The sequence below is a fragment of the Myxococcus xanthus genome, from assembly GCF_013116825.1.
In the GTDB taxonomy this organism is placed as follows: domain Bacteria; phylum Myxococcota; class Myxococcia; order Myxococcales; family Myxococcaceae; genus Myxococcus; species Myxococcus xanthus_B.
In genome coordinates, this window is record NZ_JABFNS010000314.1 from 1 (window position 1) to 460 (window position 460).

At 69.3% G+C, this 460-nt stretch carries 1 protein-coding gene; it reads left to right on the forward strand.

Annotated features, from left to right (window positions below; genetic code table 11):
* Positions 1–435: hypothetical protein (locus HNV26_RS37480; protein WP_216613096.1), on the forward strand; the 435-nt coding region annotated here is incomplete at its 5' end.
* Positions 436–460 lie beyond the last annotated feature (25 nt).

Sequence of the window (460 nt, forward strand, 5' to 3'; positions counted from 1 at the left end):
CTCTACAACGTCCAGTTGCACGACAAGCTCGGCCAGGCGCGGCCCGAGGCGCTGGCGGTGGTCGAGCTGGCCGACAGCTTCTGCCAGTTCGTGCTGCGCGACGGCGAACTGATGATGCAGAACACCCTGCACGAGGAGTTCCTCGGCAACCATCGATACCGCGGCGTGCTGCTGGCCTACCACGGCGTGCCGATCGGCGACAACGCGGGCGGGCTGTGGGGCACGCTGTGCCATTTCGACTTCGAGGAGCGCGGGCTGTCCGAGGGGCAGTACGAATTGCTCAAGGCGGCAGGCCACATGCTCTACCCGTTCGTGCGCCAGCTGCGCGGCAGCGAGGGCGCGGCAGCGCAGCAGGCGCTGCCAGTGCATGCACCTGCGACTGTGACTGCGCCTGTGCCAGCGCCATCCCCGCCGCCCCCGTCCGCCGTTTCCTGACCGTCCGGCCGGCGCCGGTACCGAT